The 16626-nt window shown below is 65.7% G+C and carries 17 protein-coding genes; 13 read left to right on the top strand and 4 right to left on the bottom strand.

All coding sequences use genetic code 11. The features are described 5' to 3' along the window. Nucleotides 1–83 precede the first annotated feature (83 nt). The 3 genes from pdxH (at nt 84) to ACX0GZ_RS06525 (ending at nt 2521) form a co-directional block, all read left to right on the top strand. A complete protein-coding gene (gene pdxH, locus ACX0GZ_RS06535; protein ID WP_458814593.1) occupies nt 84–662 on the top strand; it encodes a pyridoxamine 5'-phosphate oxidase in 579 nt (192 codons plus the stop codon). Continuing rightward, nucleotides 659–1588 carry a cation diffusion facilitator family transporter gene (locus tag ACX0GZ_RS06530; RefSeq protein WP_458814591.1) on the top strand — a complete coding sequence of 310 codons (930 nt, stop codon included), beginning with the start codon at nt 659–661 and terminating at the stop codon, nt 1586–1588. Before pdxH ends, ACX0GZ_RS06530 begins: the two co-directional genes overlap by 4 nt. A gap of 138 nt (nt 1589–1726) precedes the next feature. Continuing rightward, nucleotides 1727–2521 carry a PhzF family phenazine biosynthesis protein gene (locus ACX0GZ_RS06525; protein WP_458814589.1) on the top strand — a complete coding sequence of 265 codons (795 nt, stop codon included), beginning with the start codon at nt 1727–1729 and terminating at the stop codon, nt 2519–2521. Here ACX0GZ_RS06525 and mnmA read toward each other — a convergent pair. Then, nucleotides 2518–3630, bottom strand: a complete 1113-nt coding sequence (mnmA, locus tag ACX0GZ_RS06520; RefSeq protein ID WP_458814587.1) for a tRNA 2-thiouridine(34) synthase MnmA — start codon at nt 3628–3630, stop codon at nt 2518–2520. The two genes, ACX0GZ_RS06525 and mnmA, sit on opposite strands and share 4 nt — an antisense overlap. A 153-nt stretch (nt 3631–3783) precedes the next feature. Between mnmA and ACX0GZ_RS06515 the strand changes: the two genes are divergently transcribed. From ACX0GZ_RS06515 to ACX0GZ_RS06505, 3 genes are all read left to right on the top strand, one after another. After that, nucleotides 3784–4008 carry a hypothetical protein gene (locus tag ACX0GZ_RS06515; protein ID WP_458814585.1) on the top strand — a complete coding sequence of 75 codons (225 nt, stop codon included), beginning with the start codon at nt 3784–3786 and terminating at the stop codon, nt 4006–4008. A 100-nt stretch (nt 4009–4108) separates the two neighbouring features. Further along, nucleotides 4109–4408: a CtrA inhibitor SciP gene (gene sciP / locus ACX0GZ_RS06510; RefSeq protein WP_458814583.1), complete on the top strand. Its 300-nt coding sequence runs from the start codon at nt 4109–4111 to the stop codon at nt 4406–4408. 111 nt (nt 4409–4519) lie between these two features. Continuing rightward, the gene (locus ACX0GZ_RS06505) at nt 4520–4771 is read left to right on the top strand and encodes a GlsB/YeaQ/YmgE family stress response membrane protein (RefSeq protein ID WP_458815245.1); all 252 of its coding nucleotides are present in this window, start codon (nt 4520–4522) and stop codon (nt 4769–4771) included. Nucleotides 4772–4965: 194 nt separating this feature from the next. Here ACX0GZ_RS06505 and ACX0GZ_RS06500 read toward each other — a convergent pair whose 3' ends face one another. Beyond that, complete coding sequence (locus ACX0GZ_RS06500) at nt 4966–5688, bottom strand: SIMPL domain-containing protein (RefSeq protein ID WP_458814581.1); 723 nt, start codon at nt 5686–5688, stop codon at nt 4966–4968. 259 nt (nt 5689–5947) lie between these two features. Continuing rightward, nucleotides 5948–6208, bottom strand: coding sequence for a GlsB/YeaQ/YmgE family stress response membrane protein (locus tag ACX0GZ_RS06495; RefSeq protein ID WP_458814579.1), 261 nt, complete (start codon nt 6206–6208; stop codon nt 5948–5950). A 258-nt stretch (nt 6209–6466) separates the two neighbouring features. Here ACX0GZ_RS06495 and ACX0GZ_RS06490 point away from each other — a divergent pair, with 258 nt between their 5' ends. Genes ACX0GZ_RS06490 through ACX0GZ_RS06480 form a run of 3 tightly spaced genes read left to right on the top strand, consistent with a single transcriptional unit; the run spans nt 6467 to nt 12239 of the window. After that, nucleotides 6467–7690, top strand: coding sequence for an efflux RND transporter periplasmic adaptor subunit (locus ACX0GZ_RS06490; protein WP_458814577.1), 1224 nt, complete (start codon nt 6467–6469; stop codon nt 7688–7690). Nucleotides 7691–7702: 12 nt separating this feature from the next. Further along, entirely contained in the window at nt 7703–10942 is a 3240-nt protein-coding gene (locus ACX0GZ_RS06485) for an efflux RND transporter permease subunit (RefSeq protein WP_458814575.1), read from the top strand. A 31-nt stretch (nt 10943–10973) separates the two neighbouring features. Next, nucleotides 10974–12239: a DUF445 domain-containing protein gene (locus tag ACX0GZ_RS06480; protein ID WP_458814573.1), complete on the top strand. Its 1266-nt coding sequence runs from the start codon at nt 10974–10976 to the stop codon at nt 12237–12239. Nucleotides 12240–12357: 118 nt separating this feature from the next. Here ACX0GZ_RS06480 and ACX0GZ_RS06475 read toward each other — a convergent pair whose 3' ends face one another. Then, complete coding sequence (locus ACX0GZ_RS06475; RefSeq protein ID WP_458814571.1) at nt 12358–13044, bottom strand: HAD family hydrolase; 687 nt, start codon at nt 13042–13044, stop codon at nt 12358–12360. 62 nt (nt 13045–13106) lie between these two features. Here ACX0GZ_RS06475 and ACX0GZ_RS06470 point away from each other — a divergent pair, with 62 nt between their 5' ends. The 4 genes from ACX0GZ_RS06470 to ACX0GZ_RS06455 are packed head-to-tail and all read left to right on the top strand — an operon-like array spanning nt 13107 to nt 16562. Beyond that, the gene (locus ACX0GZ_RS06470) at nt 13107–14216 is read left to right on the top strand and encodes an ABC transporter permease (RefSeq protein WP_458814569.1); all 1110 of its coding nucleotides are present in this window, start codon (nt 13107–13109) and stop codon (nt 14214–14216) included. Then, nucleotides 14213–15007: an ABC transporter ATP-binding protein gene (locus ACX0GZ_RS06465; protein WP_458814567.1), complete on the top strand. Its 795-nt coding sequence runs from the start codon at nt 14213–14215 to the stop codon at nt 15005–15007. The genes ACX0GZ_RS06470 and ACX0GZ_RS06465 overlap by 4 nt, the downstream gene beginning before the upstream one ends. Then, nucleotides 15007–15972, top strand: coding sequence for an MlaD family protein (locus tag ACX0GZ_RS06460; RefSeq protein WP_458814565.1), 966 nt, complete (start codon nt 15007–15009; stop codon nt 15970–15972). Before ACX0GZ_RS06465 ends, ACX0GZ_RS06460 begins: the two co-directional genes overlap by 1 nt. A gap of 8 nt (nt 15973–15980) precedes the next feature. Continuing rightward, complete coding sequence (locus tag ACX0GZ_RS06455; RefSeq protein ID WP_458814563.1) at nt 15981–16562, top strand: ABC-type transport auxiliary lipoprotein family protein; 582 nt, start codon at nt 15981–15983, stop codon at nt 16560–16562. Nucleotides 16563–16626: the final 64 nt, after the last annotated feature.

Below are 16626 nucleotides of genomic sequence, written 5' to 3'. Positions count from 1 at the left end.
GCCGACGCAACCACAAAGGATGCGGCGGCGCAACACGCTTGATCGGCTCGACAGCAAAAGGTGCGCGGCGTATCGCCCTTCCCATGCGCGAAACGATCCTGCCCCTGTTCGACGATTGGTATGCCCAGGCTCAAGCGGGCGAACCCAACGATCCTAATGCGGTGGCGCTGGCAACCGTCGATGCCGATGGGCAGCCTGCGGTGCGCATGGTGCTGCTCAAAGGGCATGACGAGCGTGGGTTCGTTTTCTACACCAACCGCGAAAGCCGAAAGGCGGATGCGCTGGCGGCCAATCCGGTCGCGGCGCTGCTGTTCCATTGGAAATCGATCCGCCGTCAGATCCGCATCGAGGGGGCGGTCGAGCCCGTCAGCGACGCCGAATCGGACGCCTATTTCGCCAGCCGCAGCCGCGATTCGCAGCTTGGCGCATGGGCATCGGACCAGTCGCGTCCACTCGACCGCCGCGAGACGTTCGAAGCGCGGTTCGAGGCGATGAAGGCGCGGTTCGACGGCGGCGACGTCCCCCGCCCGCCGCATTGGGGCGGCTACCGCGTGATTCCGACGAAAATCGAATTCTGGCAGGATCGCGCCCACCGCCTCCACGAACGCCGCCTGTTCGTCCGCAACGGCGACGACTGGCGCGAGACGCTGCTCTACCCATGATCCCCCTCGCCAAACGCGCCGCGATCGCCAGCGTCACCGCCGCGATCTCGCTCGGCCTCGCCAAGACCTGGGCCGTCTGGATGACCGGATCGGTCGCGGTGCTCGCCAGCCTGGCGGACAGCCTGCTCGATCTGGTCGCCTCGCTCGTCACGCTGTTCGCGGTGCACCTCGCCGCCCAGCCCGCCGACCACGACCACCGGTTCGGTCATGGCAAGGCGGAGGCGCTGGCCGCGCTGTTTCAGGTCGCGCTGATCGCGGTGTCGGCATTCTTCATCTTCGGCCAGGCGGTGTCGCGCTTTTCCGACGGCGCGCAGCCGAGCAAAGGCGCGATCGGCATCGGCGTGTCGGTGTTCGCAATTGCCGTGACGCTGGCACTCACCACCTATCAAAAGCACATCATCGCCAAGACCCGCTCGGTCGCGATCGGCGCCGACCGGGTGCATTATCAAAGCGACCTGCTGCTCAATTCGGCGGTCATCGCGGCGCTGGTGCTCGACCAGTATCTGGGGCTGGCGGGCGCCGACCCGCTGTTCGGCATCGCCATCGGCCTGTGGCTGTTGTTCGGAGCATGGCGGGCCGCCGAAGAAGCGATCAATCAGTTGATGGACAAGGAATGGCCCGAGGAAAAGCGCCTGCGCTTCGTCGAAGTCGCCGCCCGTCATCCCGAAATCCGCCACCTCCACGACCTGCGCACCCGCACCAGCGGCGACCGCGATTTCGTTCAGTTCCACATGTGGATGGACCCCGACCTGACCGTCGCCCAGGCGCACGAGGTGGTCGAACGGATCGAGGCGAGCTTCGCCCGCGAATTCCCCGATTGCGAGGTCTTCATCCATATCGACCCCGAAGGCCGGGTGGACGAACCCGACAATCCGATGGTCGAGGCGGATGAACTCGCGAAGTTACGGGGGCGTGTGTCACATTAGCCTCTCCCCTTCAGGGGAGGGGTTGGGGTGAGGCTGTGCCCCAGATTCTGTTGCTTGTGGAGAGGCCCCACCCCCAGCCCCTCCCCTGAAGGGGAAGGGTGCATTGCCTTGCCGATAAGCAGCGCTAGGCTTCCCCCCATGACCCAAATCCCCTTCGCCCAGATCGATGCCTTCGCCACTGGCCCCTTTACCGGCAATCCGGCGGCGGTCATGCCGCTCGACGCCTGGCTCGACGACGCCATGCTTCAGGCCATCGCCCAGGAAAACAACCTCAGCGAAACCGCGTTCATCGTCGCGGACGATAGCGGCGCGGCGGATTACGAGCTGCGCTGGTTCACCCCCGCGACCGAGGTTGCGCTGTGCGGCCATGCGACGCTCGCCAGCGGACATTATATATTGTCCCGCGAACCGGGGCGCGAGCGCGTCACCTTCGCCACGCGCAAGGCCGGATTGCTGTCCGTTAGCCGCGACGACAATGGTTACGCGATGGCGCTCCCCGCCTATCCGCCCCAGGCCGCCGATGTGCCCGGACTGCGCGAAGCATTGGGGATTACGAACGGCGAAACCTATGCACATTCGGGCGGATACGACCTGACCCTGCTCGACAATGCCGACGCCGTTCGCGCGCTTACGCCCGATTTCGGTGCGCTGGCAGCATTCGGCAACACGCTCAATATCGTCACGGCGCGGGGCGAAGATACCGACATTATCAGCCGCGTGTTCGCGCCCGCTGCGGGCATCGACGAAGATCCGGTCACGGGTTCGGCGCATAGCGTGCTGACGCCATTCTGGGCCGAACGCCTTGGCCGACCCCGCTTCACCGCGTTTCAGGCGAGCAAGCGCGGCGGCCATATCGACTGCGAATGGGCGGGCGACCATGTGGTGCTGCGCGGTAAGTGCGTGACCGTGATCGAAGGTCGGTTCAGGGCTTAGGCCGCAGCCTCCAGCACCGCGCTTTCCGTCTGCGCGATCCAGCCGCCACCGAGCACGCGCTCGCCTGCATAGAGCACCGCTGCCTGTCCCGGCGCGACGCCATATTCGGGGGCGTCGAACACCAGCCGATCGCCGTCGAGCCGCGCAGGCACCGGCTTGGCCATCGACCGCACCTTGGCCGTCAATGGCCCATCGAAATCGCCGCCCAGCCAGTTGATGTCGGTCAGCCGTGCGGCCGCCACTGCCAAAGCACGGCGCGGCCCCACCACCACCTGCTGCCGTTCCGCATCCAGCCGCACGACGTAGAGCGGCTCGGGGCTGCCGCCGATCTCCAGCCCGCGGCGCTGGCCGACGGTGAAATGGATGATCCCGCCATGTTCGCCCAGCTTGCGGCCTTCGGTATCCACGATGTCGCCGACCATCACCGCATCGGGGCGCAGCTTGGTCACCAGCCGCGCATAATCGCCATCGGGGACGAAACAGATGTCCTGGCTGTCGGGTTTGCCCGCGACCCCCAGCCCCAATTCGGCGGCCAATTCGCGCACCAACCGCTTTTCCATGCCACCCAACGGAAAGCGCAGATAATCGAGCTGATCCTGCGTCGTCGCGAACAGGAAATAGCTCTGGTCGCGCGCCGGATCGATCGCGCGGTGAAGCTCGGCACCTTCCGCCCCCTCGACCCGCTGAACATAATGGCCGGTCGCCAGACAGTCCGCGCCCAGATCCCGCGCGAGTTTGAACAGGTCGGTGAATTTCGGACCCATATTGCACTTCACGCACGGAATCGGCGTGCGTCCGGCGAGATACTCGTCGGCGAAATCGTCGATCACCTGTTCGCGAAAGCTCGATTCGTGATCGAAGACGTAATGCGCGATGCCCAGCCGGTCGCACACCGCGCGCGCATCGCGAATGTCGCGGCCAGCACAGCAGCTTCCCGCGCGCCCGACCGCTTCGCCATGATCGTAGAGTTGCAGCGTCACCCCGATCGTCTCCGCGCCCGATTTGGCGGCAAGTGCGGCGACGACCGACGAATCGACTCCGCCCGACATGGCGACGACGATACGTTTCCCCTGAAGCGGGGCGGAAAGCTGGAAATCGGCGGGAATCATGTCGCTCCAGATAGTGCGTGCGACGAAAAGACGCAAAGTCGCGGCGCAGCAGGGGGCCGATGCGACGAAATGCGACGGCATTTACCAGCCCTTTAGCACTCGTCCCTAGAAAGGGTCGTCCGAGACCAAACGAAGAGTCGAGAGTAGCCCTGCGTGGACCTGAGCTTCACCTTTGACCGCAATGCCTGCGTCACCGCGATCGAACCCGATCTGGCGGTGCTGATGGTCGGCATCGCGGCGCGCCAGGCGGCGTCGCCGACGGCGCGGGCGCAGTCCCGGCTGGCGCACACCGCGATCGCCCGCGCGTTGCTCGCGCCGATCGACGGCGCGTTCAACGCCGCTGCATCCGACCTGGTAACCGGCAGGAAAGACGCATGAACGCCGCGTTTACCCCGCCGTTTCAGCCGATGTTCAAACCATCCCGCTACTTCCCGTTCGCGTGTTTGAACGGGCATCCCCGCCCGATCCGAGGTTGTGAATGATCGAGAACCAGAAAATCCGTCCCGCCAAGGTCATTGGCCCGCTCGGCGAGCCCCTGACGCTGGACACGCTGCCTCCCGCCGACACCACCCGCTGGGTCGTGCGGCGCAAGGCGGAAGTGGTGGCGGCGGTCAATGGCGGGTTGCTGAGCGTCGACGAAGTCTGCGAACGATACGGCCTGACGGTCGAGGAATTCGCCGGCTGGCAGCGCGCTATCGATCGGTCGGGTATGCCCGGCCTGCGCGTCACCCGCATCCAGCACTACAAGTCGCTCTACGAACGCCAGCAGAAATATTAAGCGGTTAACGCGCGTTCAGGATCGAAACGGCTGCGGAACCTTAATTCGCCTCGCGAGTCTTTCCCCCAGTACCCCGACGTGACCGGGGGATAACGGAGGGACTGAAACATGATCGGAATTATCGTTTGGCTCGTCGTCGGTGGTATTGTCGGTTGGCTCGCCAGCCTGGTGATGCGGACCGATGCGCAACAGGGCATCCTGCTGAACATCGTCGTCGGTATCGTCGGCGCGTTCATCGCGGGCCTGATCTTCGGCGGCGGCATCAACGATGCGATCACCGTGACGACGTTCCTGACCTCGCTGGTCGGCGCGATCGTCCTGCTGGCAATCGTCAACTTGATCCGTCGCGGTTCGGTGCGCTAAGCGCCCGGATAAAGACGATCTGAAAAGAGGGCCGCCCCTGCGAAGGGAGCGGCCCTTTTTGCGTCCGGCGACAGCCGATCGCGGGAAATTGGGCCATTGTCGTCATGGCGAGCGCAGCGAAGCAATCCAGAGGCGCGCCGTCCGTATCGATTGCTTCGCTAACGCTCGCAATGACGACCTCAAGTTTATCGCACCTACCGCAGCAGGAAACGCACCGTCACCGTCGCGTTGATTTCCTGTTCGCCCGGCAGCACCTGGCTGTCCTTGGGGGCCATTTCGGCGCGCATCGCCATCACCGGCATCGGCTGCGGCGGCATCGGCGCGGAGCCTTCGGCGATCACCAGGATGCGCTCGACCCGCAGGCCTGCAGCCTTGGCATAGAGGTCGGCGCGCGCACGGGCGCGGCGGATGGCGTCGGTGCGTGCCTCGTCCAGCGCGGCGTCCATCGCCTCAACCGCCAGGTTCGGCCCGTCGATCTGGTTCGCGCCCTCGCGCACCAGCGCGTCGAGGATCGCGCCCGACTTGGCGACATCGCGGAACCGCACCGAAACGCTGTTGGTCGCCTGATAGCCGGTGATCGTCGGCGGCACATTCTCGCCATAGCGATATTGCGGGTTGAGCTGGATCGTCGCGGTCTGGATGTCGCGATCGGCGACGCCCGCGCGCTTAAGCGCAGCGATCACCCGGTCCATGCGCTGGGCATTTTCCGACAAGGCCGCCTGAGCAGTCGCGGCTTGCGTGACCACGCCCGACCGGATCGTCGCCAGATCGGGAACGCGAGTCGACCGCCCCTCGGCCACCACGTCCAGCAACGTCGCATCGAGCAGCACCGGTGCGGCGGGCGCCCCCTGTTGCTGGGCGGATGCGGAAAGCGGGACCAACATCGCGGCCGTCGCCGCCAAAACTATCGAACGCATGGAAACTCCTGTTCTTTCGTTTCCGCGGACGCATCGGCGCGCCGCAGGGTTGCGATTAGCCAGACGCAAACAACGCCCGCTGAACGTAATTGACGGTCCAACCACACCAGGCGCGCTTCGAATTCTTTTTTTTGCGCGCTCCCGCGCGCGGGCGGCACCGGCCCTCTCCCCCACCCCACCACCCAATCAGCATAATGTCTTGGGTGGTGCGGTGGGGGAGAGGGCCGGTGCAGCCTCATCGCCGAGAGGCGATCAAAGGCTAACGCGTGCGCCGCGCGACGATCAGCCGGTACAGCCCCAGCAGCACGATCGCCCCCAGGGTCGCCGCGCCATAGCTGCGCCAGAATCCGTCGAGCGAGACACCCGACGACTGCGCCACGAACCCGGCGAGCAGCGCGCCGGCGATCCCGATCAAGATGGTGACGATGCATCCGCCGGGATCCTTGCCCGGCATGATCAACTTACCCAGCACGCCCGCAACCAGTCCGATCACAAGCCAGCCCAAAATTCCCTCAGGCATTCATCGATCTCCCCGTCTGCGCGGCTACACCCATGACCGCGCGCGGCAACCCTCGCGCGTTGCCGCCCCGGAGGCAAGCCGCTTGTCGGAACGCGTCCGAAACGCTTGCCTAACTCCCTGAAAACGGGCATTTGCGCGCCCGATGAAAGGATCGCTTGTCGGCGGTGCCTTATTCCTATAACACACGGTCACAGATACGGTCGGCGCGAGGGGTGCCGAACCGAAGGTTTGAGACAGATGGATATCGAGGGGCGGAGCATGGCCGACGGCCGAACGACGGTGTTGCTGGAAGACGGAACCGAGCGTCGCTCGAACCGCAAGGCGTGGATCGTCGGCGGGATCGTCGCCGTCGTCGCGATCGTCCTTGCCGCCTTCTTCTTCATGCGCGGCGGCGACGATGCCGCACCCGCAGCAGGCGCCGCCCCTGCGGGCAAGTCGGGCGCGATGCCGACCGTCACCGTCGTCGTGCCCGGTCGCCAGGTCACCGGCTCCGTCATTTCCGGCACCGGATCGATCGCCGCGCGACGCGAAATGCCGGTCGGCGTCGCCGGCGAAGGCGGGCTGGTGACGCGCGTGCTGGTCGAACCCGGCAGCTGGGTCGGCGCCGGCCAGGTGCTCGCGGTCGTCGATCGCTCGGTCCAGACGCAAACGGCGGAAACGCTGGCGGCACAGGTCCGCGTCGCGCGCGCCGATGCCGATCTCGCCCAGTCCGAACTCGACCGTGCCAAGCAGCTCGTCTCGCGCGGCTTCGTCTCGACCGCCGACATCGAACGGCGCACCGCAACTCGCGACGGCGCGGTCGCCCGCGTTCGCGCGGCGGAGGCGCAGCTTGCCGAAACCCGCGCGCGCAACAATCGCCTCGACATCCGCGCGCCTGCCGCCGGACTGGTGCTGACCCGCACGGTCGAACCCGGTCAGATCGTGTCGGCGGGATCGGGCGTACTGTTCCGTATCGCCCAGGGCGGCCAGCTGGAAATGCGGGCGCAATTGTCCGAAGGCGATCTCGCCCGCGTCTCGGCTGGCGTCCAGGCAGAGGTAACGCCCGTCGGCAGCACCCAGGCCTTCGCCGGTCAGGTGTGGCAGGTATCGCCGGTCATCGACCCTTCGACCCGTCAGGGCATCGCCCGCATCGCTTTGTCCTACGACCCGGCGCTGCGCCCCGGCGGCTTTGCCAGCGCGCGGATCATGTCGGGTGCGAGCGCCGCGCCGGTGCTCCCCGATTCGGCGGTTCTCGGCGACAATGAAGGCAGTTTTGTCTATATCCTGAACGCCGAGAACGAGACCGTGCGCCGCGCGGTCCGGATCGGCGAGGTGTCGGATGCGGGCGTGCAGATCGCCGACGGACTGGATGGCAGCGAGCGCGTGGTGCGTTCGGCCGGCGCCTTCCTCAATCCGGGGCAGAAGGTGATCCCCCGGCGCGAGGGCGGACAGGCCCAGCCCGGGGCGGCGCAACCCGCCCCCGCCGCACAGCCCAAGCAGTAAGGAAGCGTCAACATGAACTTCCGCAACATCTCGGCCTGGTCGATCCGAAACCCGGTGCCGCCGCTCGTGCTGTTCTTGGCGCTGACGATCGCCGGGATCGTCAGCTTCATGCGGATGGACGTGAACAACGAACCCGATATCGAATTTCCGATCGCGATCGTCGTCATCAGCCAGCCGGGCGCGGCGCCGACCGAGCTTGAAACCCAGGTCACCCAGCGCGTCGAGGCCAGCCTGCGCGCGCTGCAAGGCATCGACCAGCTCGAATCGAACGTCACCGAAGGCCAGTCGACTACCGTCGTCCAGCTCGACATCGGCACGCCGATCGACCGCGCCGTCACCGATGTTCGCGAAGCCGTCAACCAGATCCGCAGCCAGCTGCCCGAGGGCATATTGGAGCCGCAGGTCTACCGCGCCAACACCACCGACAACGATCTCGCCAGCTTCACCGCCATCGCCACCGACATGACGATGGAAGAGCTGAGCTGGTATGTCGACAATACCGTGGCCAAGGAATTGCTGGCGGTATCGGGCATGTCGACGGTGGAGCGCATCGGCGGGGTCAGCCGCGAAATCCGCGTCATCCTCGATCCCGCGCGCCTGCAAAGCTACGGCATTACCGCCAGCCAGGTGAACCAGCAGTTGCGCCAGACCAACGTCAATGCGGCGGGCGGTCGCGCCGAAATCGCGGGGTCCGAACAATCCGTCCGCGTGCTGGGCAATGCCGAGGACGCCTATGCGCTCAGCCAGTCGCAGATCTCGATTGGCGGCGGACGCACGGTGCGGCTGGCCGATCTCGGCCAGGTCCGCGACCTCTATGCCGAACAGCGTTCGTCGGCCGAATATAACGGTCGTCAGGTGCTCGCCTTCGACATCAAGCGCGCCAAGGGCGCGTCCGACGTCGAGGTTTTCTATGGCGCGCAGGAAAAACTGAACGCGCTGGCCGAACGCAATCCCGACGTTCAGTTCGAACTGCTGTTCAACAATGTCGAATATGCCGAACAGCAATATAACAGCGCGATCGCCGCGCTGATCGAAGGTGCGGCGCTGGCGATCCTGGTGGTTTTCCTGTTTCTGCGCGACTGGCGCGCGACGGTGATTTCGGCGCTCGCCATCCCGCTGTCGGCGATCCCCGCCTTCTGGTTCATGGACATGATGGGCTTCACGCTCAACCAGATGACGCTGCTCGCCTTGAGCCTCGTCGCGGGCGTGCTGGTCGACGACGCGATCGTCGAGATCGAGAACATCGTGCGCCACATGCGCATGGGCAAATCGGCCTATCAGGCGTCGATCGACGCCGCCGACGAAATCGGGCTCGCCGTGCTGGCGACGACGATGGCGATCGTTGCGGTGTTCCTGCCCGTCGGCCTGATGCCCGGCATTTCGGGCCAGTTCTTCAAGAATTTCGGGCTGACCGTGGTGGCCGCGGTGTTGATGTCGCTGGCCGTCGCGCGATTGATAACGCCGATGATGGCGGCCTATTTCCTGAAGGCAAAGGGCCATGCCAGCCACGGCGAAGGCCGGATCATGGACCTCTATATGGCGATCCTGCGCTGGACGCTGCGCCATCGCTGGTCGGCGATCGTGGCGGGCGGGGCATCGCTGTTGCTGACCGTCATCGTCTTCATGATGCTGCCCCAGTCGTTCCAGCCCGCGCAGGACCGCGACAACGTCACCGCGACGATCGAGATGGTGCCGGGCACGACGCTCGCCCAGACCGATCGGGTGGTCCAGCAGGTCAACGGCATCCTCGCCCAGCAACCGGGCGTGACCGACACCTATGCCCGCAGCTTCGTCGGCAATGGCCGTGTCACGGCGATGTTTGCGGACAAGCCCGGAACCTGGTTGAGCCTGCGCCATTCGCTGGGACTGGTGGACGATTCGGCTCTGGCAGATTTTCGTACGTTCAGCAGCGTTGAGTTCGAGCGCGGGCTGGCGCAACAACTCGCGTCGATTCCAGATGCACGCGTGTCGTTCCGGTCGCAGTTCGGGTGGGGGTCGTCGGGCCGCGACATCACGATCACGCTGGGCGGCGAAGACCCCGCGCTGCTCAACGAAACCGCGCAAAAGATCATGGAGGAGATGCAGACGCTGTCGACCGTGGTCGCGCCGCGCATCTCGGGCGATCTCCAGCGGCCCGAAATCGTCATCCGCCCGCGGCTCGACCTCGCCGCCAATCTGGGGGTGACGACCGCCGCGCTGTCGAGCGCGATCCGCATCGCGACGCTGGGCGATATCGACCAGAACAGCGCGCGCTTCTCGCTGTCGGATCGCCAGATTCCGATCCGCGTCGCCTTGTCGGAAGATTCGCGCACCCGCCTGTCGACGATCCAGAACCTGCCCGTTCCCACCCAGTCGGGCGGGTCGGTTCCGCTGTCGGTCGTCGCCGACATCGATTTCGGGGCGGGTCCGACGCGCATCGACCGCATCAACCAGATGCGTCGTCTGGTGATCGGCGCCGATCTCGGCCTCGATCCCAAGACCGGCAAGCCCTATGTCTCGGGCGAGGCGATGAAGCAGATCAAGGCGCTGCCGACCATGTCGAACCTGCCGATCGGCGTGACCGAGCTTCAGGTAGGCCAGGCCAAGTGGCAGGCGGAGATGATCAACAATTTCATCGTCGCCGTCATTTCCGGCATCATGCTCGTCTTCGCGGTGCTGGTGCTGCTCTACAAGCGCGTCATGCCGCCCTTCGTGAACATGGGGTCGCTGCTGCTCGCGCCGCTCGGCGGGCTGCTGGCGCTGCTCGTGACCGGCAAGGAAGTGTCGATGCCGGTCTATATCGGGCTGCTGATGCTGCTCGGCATCGTCGCCAAGAACTCGATCCTGCTGATCGATTTCGCGCTCGAGGAAATGGACAAGGGCGTCGACAAGTTCACCGCGATCATGGACGCCGGGCACAAGCGCGCCCAGCCGATCGTGATGACGACGATCGCGATGACCGCCGGCATGGTGCCGACCGCGATTTCGCTGACCGGCGATTCGTCCTGGCGCGCGCCGATGGGGATCGTGGTGATCGGCGGGCTGTTGCTGTCGACCCTGCTGACGCTGCTGATCGTTCCCGCGACGTTCAGTCTGGCGGTGGGCGTCGAACGCTGGGTCGGACCGCGGCTTGCACGTCGTCTGCTGACCTACAAGCCCGGCGACGACGGCTCCGAAGTGATCGGCCCTGCCATCGACCACAAACCGGGCGGCGCGCTGCCGTACGGACAGGGCGATCACGACGGCCCTGCGCATCCGAAACCGGCCGAGTGAACCTTCCCCGGCTTCGGGGATTGTTACGGCGATGAACCTGTTTGCCCGCATCGCTCCGCCCGGAGAGGTGCCACCGCCCGAACTGCGCCGGATGCGCGCCATCGCGACGCTGCTGCTCGTCGCGATGGCGGTCGTCTTCTTCGTCTCGCGCGCGCTGCTCGACCGCGATCCGGTCTGGGGGTTCGTGCAGTCCTTTGCGGAGGCCGCGATGATCGGCGGCATCGCCGACTGGTTCGCGGTGACGGCGCTGTTCCGTCACCCGCTGGGCCTGCCCATCCCGCACACCGCGATCGTCCCCCGCAACAAGGATCGCATCGCCGATTCGCTCGCGCGCTTCCTGCGCGATTATTTCCTGGTCCCCGCGGTCGTCGCGCGGCGGATGCGTCGCCTCGACGTGGCAAGCGCCGCCGGACGCTGGCTGTCGCAACCGCCCGAAGGCGGCGGACGGCTTCGCCACGGCGCGTCGCGCATGGCCGCCGACCTGCTCGAATCGCTCGATCAGGAACGGCTGGGCGGGATGGTGAAGGGCGCCATCGCCAGCCGGTTGCGCGCCACCAATATCGGGCCGATCCTGGGGCAGTCGATCGCCGCCGCGCTGGCGGAGAACCGCCACCTTCCGCTGCTCGACGCCGCGATCCGCTGGATGGCGCGGACATTGGACGCCAACGAACATCTGATCCGCGACATGGTGGAAAAGCGCGCGAACACGCTGATGCGCTGGACCGGGCTCGACGAACGGCTGGCGAACGGCATCATCGACGGGCTGTCGAAGCTGGTCGCCGACATGGCTGCCGATCCCGGCCACCCGCTGCGGCTGAAGGCGGAGGACGCGCTCCAGAAGCTCGCCTTCGACCTGCAATTCGACGTCGAGACCCAGGCCAAGGCCGATCGCATCAAGGCGGAACTGCTCGACAACCCCGCGTTCCAGCGCTGGATCGGCGGGCTGTGGGAACAGGGCCGTGCGTCGATGCTCCGCATGGCGCGCGATCCCGAAGCCGCGATGGCGGGCAAGTTCGGCGAGGCGCTGCGCCAGCTCGGCACCACGCTGGAACAGGATTCGGCGCTTGCTGCAACCATCAACCGCTTCGCGCGTCGTGCCGCCGTGGGCGCAGCAGCCGACTATGGCGATTCGATCGTGAAACTCGTCTCGGACACGATCCGCGGCTGGGATGCGCGCACCATCACCGGGCGGCTGGAAAACGCCGTCGGCCGCGACCTGCAATATATCCGCATCAACGGGACATTGGTGGGCGGGCTGGTCGGCCTGTTCATCCACACGGTCGACGTGCTGCTTTGAGGGTGATGTATTCCTCAACTCCGTTCGTTTCGAGCGAAGTTGAGAAACGCTGGTCGCCGCTTGGCACACGTTTCTCGACTACGCTCGAAACGAACGGCAATGGGAGAACCCCTCCCCCTCACCTGCCCCAGTCGAGCACCGTCCAGCCCTTGACCTTTGCCAGCCGCCTGAGCGGCGCGTGCGGGTTCGCCGCAAACGCCTCGTCCGCCCATTCCATTGCCGGCGCGTCGGACACATGATCGGAATAGAAGCGCACCTCGGCGTCGCGGCGGTCGATCCCCTGGTCGGCGAACCACGCCTGCACCATCCGCAACTTGCCGGGACCGTAGCAATTCTCGCCGTCGATCAGCGTCGTGATCCGGTCGTCGTCATTCAACCGCGATCGCGTGGCGATCACCCCGTCGAACCCCAGCCGTTCGGCGATCGATTCGACATAATAGCCGAACGACGCCGTCGCGAGCACCAGCCGATAGCCCTGCGCATGGTCCTGCGCGATCCGCGCGCGGGCATCCTCGAACAAGCCGGTGGCACAGGTGCGTTCGGCGAAACCGTCAGCCAGCGCGCGCATGTCGGCGCGCGAGGTATAGCGTCCGACCATCAGCCGCTGGGTCAATTGCTTCAACCGCGACCGGTCGATCAGCTTGGCGGCATAGCCGAGGCCATACAGCCCGGCGATCGGCATCAGCGCCAGTCGCCACGGCGCACGTTTTCGGGCGGCATGGACCAGAAACGGCGTCCAGGTCGGCGCGCGGGTGATCGTCTTGTCCATGTCGTAAATGGCGATGCGGTGTTTGGGCGCGTGCATGGGATTGGACTATGCGCTGAAACCCTTGCCGTTTCAGCCAAAATCGACCAAGGATGCGCCCGATGAGCGCCGCAGCCGACTATCAGATCGACGAACAGGACGGCGCCAGAACGTTGCGCCTGAGCGGCGACCTGTCGCTCGCTCGGATGGGCGACCTGCCCGACCGGATCGATCGCGACGTCGACCGCATCGACCGCATCGACATGTCCGGGGTCAGCCGTGTCGATACCGTCGGCGCGTGGGTCGTGCACCGTCTGGCCAGCCGCAACGATACCCCGATTGACGGGTTGAGCGACGACGGCCAGCGTCTGTTGGCCAAGGTTCAGGGTGCGGACCAGCCGATCGCCAAGCCGGTCAAGCACGGATCGGCCTTTACCCGTGTGCTGGGTGAGATCGGCGAGGCGGTGTCGATCGCAGGGCGCTCCACGCTCGGCCTGATCGGCTTCATGGGCGCGACCACCATCGCGCTCGGCAACGTCATCCGCCATCCCAGCCGGTTCCGCTTCAACGCGACCGTGCACCGGTTCGAGGTCGTCGGCGTCTCCGCGCTCGGCATCATCGGGCTGATGAGCTTCCTGATCGGCATCGTCATCGCGCAACAGGGCGCGGTGCAGCTCCGCCAGTTCGGTGCGGAAGTGTTCACGATCAACCTGATCGGGCGGCTGACGCTGCGCGAACTCGGCCTGTTGATGACCGCGATCATGGTCGCCGGGCGTTCGGGCAGCGCGTTCGCGGCACAGCTCGGCACGATGAAGCTTACGGAAGAAATCGACGCGATGCGCACCATCGGCGTGTCGCCGATGGAGGCGCTGGTCTTGCCGCGCTTCTTTGCCGCGGTGTTGCTGCTGCCGCTGCTCGGTTTCTATGCATCGATGATCTCGATCATCGGCGGCGGGCTCTATTGCTGGGCGGCGCTCGGCATTCCCCCCATCACCTTCATCCAGCGCATTCAGGAAGTCGTGCCCATCACCGACCTTTATGTCGGGTTGATCAAGGCGCCCGTGTTTGGCGCAATCATCGCCATGTCGGGCTGTTATCAGGGGATGCAGGTCGAATCGGACGCCGAACAGGTGGGCCTGCGCACCACTTCGGCGGTGGTTCAGGCGATCTTCCTCGTCATCGTCCTCGACGCGTTCTTCGCGGTGTTCTTCGAACGGATCGGCTGGATATGAGCCGCGACGAAACCATCATCCGCGTCCGCGGCCTGAAGAACAGCTTCGGCGAGCAGGTAATCCACGAAGGACTCGACCTCGACGTGCGCCGCGGCGAGATTCTGGGCGTGGTCGGCGGGTCGGGCACCGGCAAATCGGTGCTGATGCGCTCGATCATCGGACTGCAAACCCCCGACGAGGGCGAAATCTCGGTGTTCGGCAGCGAGGTCGATGAGGACGAGACCGAATCAATCGACGTGCGCAAGCGCTGGGGCGTGTTGTTCCAGGGTGGCGCGCTGTTCTCGACGCTGACGGTGGCGGAGAATATCCAGGTTCCCCTGCGCGAATTCTACCCCCATGTGAACCCAGCGCTGCTCGACGAGATCGCCGCGTACAAGGTGGTGATGACCGGTCTCGGCCCCGAAGCCGGACCCAAATATCCTTCCGAACTGTCGGGCGGCATGAAAAAACGTGCCGGGCTCGCGCGTGCGCTGGCGATGGACCCCGAACTGCTGTTTTTAGACGAACCCACCGCCGGGCTCGATCCGATCGGCGCCGCGGCGTTCGACGAACTGACCAAATCGCTCCAGCAGACGCTCGGGCTGACCGTTTTTCTCATTACCCACGATCTCGACACGCTCTATGCGATCTGCGACCGGGTGGCGGTGCTGGCCGACAGGAAGGTCATCGCGATCGGGACGATCGACGAATTGCTGGCGACGGACCATCCGTGGATCCAGGAATATTTCAACGGACCGCGCGGGCGCGCGGCAGTCGACAGCGCAGATCGCGCTGAAAAGGCGAAAAGCTGATGGAAACTCGTTCGAACCATGTGCTGGTGGGGGCGGTCGTGCTGATTCTGCTGCTCGTCCTCGCGCTCTTTACCGTATGGCTGGCGCGCCTTGGCAGCAATCAGGAGCGCGAATACGACATCTTCTTCAAACAGGCGGTGGACGGCATCAATCGCGGTTCGCCGGTCGCCTTTTCGGGCGTGCCGTCGGGACAGGTCCGTGAAATCGCGCTGTACCAGCCCGACCCGCAATTCGTGCGCGTCCGCATTTCGGTGAATGAGGATGTGCCGATCCTTGAGGGCACGGTCGCCTCGATCCAGGGCATCGGCTTCACCGGCGTCAGCCAGATTCAGCTCGACGGCGCGGTCAAGGGCGCCCGCCCGCTGACTTGCCCCGAGGTGAATACCAAGGCCGCCTGTCCCGAAGGCGTGCCCGTCATCCCGACGCGTCAGGGTGGGCTCGGCGCGCTGCTGTCCTCCGCGCCGCAATTGCTCGAACGCCTTACGTCGCTGACCGAGCGACTGACCGAGCTGCTGTCCGACCGCAATCAGGTATCGATCGCGGGCATTCTCGAAAACACCAATCGCCTGACCGATGCGCTGGCCGACCGCGGGCCGGAAATCGCCGCGACGCTTGCCGAAACCCGCATCGCGATCCAGCGCGCGGGGCTTGCGGCGGAGGAAATCGGCAATCTGGCGAACACCAGTAACCAGATGATCGCTCAGGACATCCGCCCGGCAATGGCCAATCTGAACAAAACGATCGCATCGGCGCAGAATTCGATGGAGACGCTCGATTCGGCGATCGGCGATGCGCGGCCGGGGCTCCAGACCTTCTCGAAACAGACGGTGCCAGAGGTCAACCGACTGGTCGCCGATCTGCGCCAGATGTCGTCCGCACTCGCCAATGTCGCCGAAAAGGTCGATCAGCAGGGCGCATCGTCGATCATCTCGCAGCCGCGCCTGCCCGATTACGAACCCAAGTGAGACCGCACATGAAAAAGCTCCTCGCGCTCACCCCCGCCTTGCTCCTCGCCGGTTGCATCAGCTTCGGCGCCAAGCCGCCGCCTTCGCTGCTCACGCTGACCGCCGCTTCGGCGGTGCAGGCAGGGGCCAGTCAGTCGAGTGCCTCGGCATCGACCATCGCCATTGCCGCCCCCGCAACGCCGCAGGAAATCGGCGTGACTCGCGTGCCGGTGCGGTCGAGCGACACGCAAATCGCCTACGTCAAGGACGCGGTGTGGGTCGAGGTGCCGTCGCGCCTGTTCGCGCGCCTGCTGGGCGACACGATCACCGCGCGCACCGGCCGCGTCGTCGTCGCCCCCGCCGGTGCCCCGGTCCCGCCGACCGCGCGACTGGAAGGCGACCTGCGCAATTTCGGCATGGACGAGGCCGGACTGGAAGCGGTCGTGACCTATGATGCGGCCCTGCAACGGGGCGAAAACGGTGCGCTGGAACGCCGCCGTTTCGAATCGCGCGTGCCGGTGACGGCAATCGACGCGACCACGGTCGGCCCCGCGCTCAATCAGGCCGCGAATACGGTCGCCAGCGAAGTGGCGGACTGGGTGGGCCGCTAAGCCACCCGTCACCCCGGCCAACGTGCCGGGGGGGCACCGGTCAGCAGACGCCAACGCTGCTTAT

Source organism: Sphingomonas aestuarii, assembly GCF_054457155.1.
Note: the sequence above shows the minus strand (reverse complement) of the source record. Positions and strands in the feature narration are given on the sequence as shown.

What these genes read in the sequence shown, in the direction of transcription:
- ACX0GZ_RS06475 (WP_458814571.1), bottom strand. Translation starts at nt 13,044, where the DNA reads ATGCACGCGCCCAAACACCGCATCGCCATTTACGACATGGACAAGACG.
- ACX0GZ_RS06470 (WP_458814569.1), top strand. Translation starts at nt 13,107, where the DNA reads ATGAGCGCCGCAGCCGACTATCAGATCGACGAACAGGACGGCGCCAGA.
- ACX0GZ_RS06525 (WP_458814589.1), top strand. Translation starts at nt 1,727, where the DNA reads ATGACCCAAATCCCCTTCGCCCAGATCGATGCCTTCGCCACTGGCCCC.
- mnmA (WP_458814587.1), bottom strand. Translation starts at nt 3,630, where the DNA reads ATGATTCCCGCCGATTTCCAGCTTTCCGCCCCGCTTCAGGGGAAACGT.
- ACX0GZ_RS06485 (WP_458814575.1), top strand. Translation starts at nt 7,703, where the DNA reads ATGAACTTCCGCAACATCTCGGCCTGGTCGATCCGAAACCCGGTGCCG.
- ACX0GZ_RS06455 (WP_458814563.1), top strand. Translation starts at nt 15,981, where the DNA reads ATGAAAAAGCTCCTCGCGCTCACCCCCGCCTTGCTCCTCGCCGGTTGC.
- ACX0GZ_RS06480 (WP_458814573.1), top strand. Translation starts at nt 10,974, where the DNA reads ATGAACCTGTTTGCCCGCATCGCTCCGCCCGGAGAGGTGCCACCGCCC.
- ACX0GZ_RS06530 (WP_458814591.1), top strand. Translation starts at nt 659, where the DNA reads ATGATCCCCCTCGCCAAACGCGCCGCGATCGCCAGCGTCACCGCCGCG.
- ACX0GZ_RS06460 (WP_458814565.1), top strand. Translation starts at nt 15,007, where the DNA reads ATGGAAACTCGTTCGAACCATGTGCTGGTGGGGGCGGTCGTGCTGATT.
- ACX0GZ_RS06495 (WP_458814579.1), bottom strand. Translation starts at nt 6,208, where the DNA reads ATGCCTGAGGGAATTTTGGGCTGGCTTGTGATCGGACTGGTTGCGGGC.
- ACX0GZ_RS06490 (WP_458814577.1), top strand. Translation starts at nt 6,467, where the DNA reads ATGGCCGACGGCCGAACGACGGTGTTGCTGGAAGACGGAACCGAGCGT.
- ACX0GZ_RS06500 (WP_458814581.1), bottom strand. Translation starts at nt 5,688, where the DNA reads ATGCGTTCGATAGTTTTGGCGGCGACGGCCGCGATGTTGGTCCCGCTT.
- sciP (WP_458814583.1), top strand. Translation starts at nt 4,109, where the DNA reads ATGATCGAGAACCAGAAAATCCGTCCCGCCAAGGTCATTGGCCCGCTC.
- pdxH (WP_458814593.1), top strand. Translation starts at nt 84, where the DNA reads ATGCGCGAAACGATCCTGCCCCTGTTCGACGATTGGTATGCCCAGGCT.
- ACX0GZ_RS06465 (WP_458814567.1), top strand. Translation starts at nt 14,213, where the DNA reads ATGAGCCGCGACGAAACCATCATCCGCGTCCGCGGCCTGAAGAACAGC.